The 729-nt window shown below is 59.5% G+C and carries 1 protein-coding gene; it reads right to left on the reverse strand.

Annotated features, from left to right (window positions below):
• Nucleotides 1–36: 36 nt before the first annotated feature.
• The coding region (locus H5T41_11445; protein ID MBC7109373.1) for a DNA methylase at nucleotides 37–729 on the reverse strand (693 nt) is incomplete at its 5' end.

A 729-nucleotide genomic window follows, 5' to 3' on the forward strand; every position in this document is an offset into this window, starting at 1 on the left:
TCCCGCTTTGGCGCACCCGGTCAACTCGTTTTTGGGTTATTCACCGGAGAAAAGATCCGGTCCCTGGGGCCGGAACCGCTGCCGATGCCCCAAAAGCCCGTGGAGAAGCCGACGCTCTTCGTCGCCTTCCGGAAGGGTGGCAGCGATGGCCTCGGCCACCTGCCAGAAAGCTTCGAGGGCACCAAAGGTTTGGGCCAGAAGTTCGTCGAGGTCCTCGATATCCCCACGCTTCCAAAGAACGCAGGCCCGCTGGAGGGCGTCGATCATGGTGTTGAAACGGTCCGGCCATCTCTCCCGCTCCTGGGGCGCGAGAAGCTGTATGAATTCCTTTTGCTTTTTGATCAGGCCGCGCCTCGTAAGTTCTTCCAAGTCCACGCCGCGGGCCTGGGCCAATTTCCGCGCCTCGTCGAATTCCAAGCGGTTTCGACCGTAACTCCACCGCCAAAGGAGGTAGAACTGGGTTTCCCCATCCACGGCGCCAAGGTGCCCATTTTTCAGGATCTGACGCACAGCGAATTCCGCGGTGAATCTTCGGGCCACATCCAAAAGTTCGCGCACGGAGACGGCCTCGCCCGAGAGTTTCAGGACCTTGCTGTATTTTCCGAAGGCCTCCACAGCCGGTCCGATGGCGCTCATGAAGAAATCCGCGCCATGGATGCCGCTCCGCCAAAATTCTGGGAGTCTTTCCGCGAGTTTTTGGCGGATCTCCTCCTGCACCTTTCCGAAATC

Source organism: Methanomassiliicoccales archaeon (assembly GCA_014361295.1).
Taxonomy (GTDB): domain Archaea; phylum Thermoplasmatota; class Thermoplasmata; order Methanomassiliicoccales; family JACIVX01; genus JACIVX01.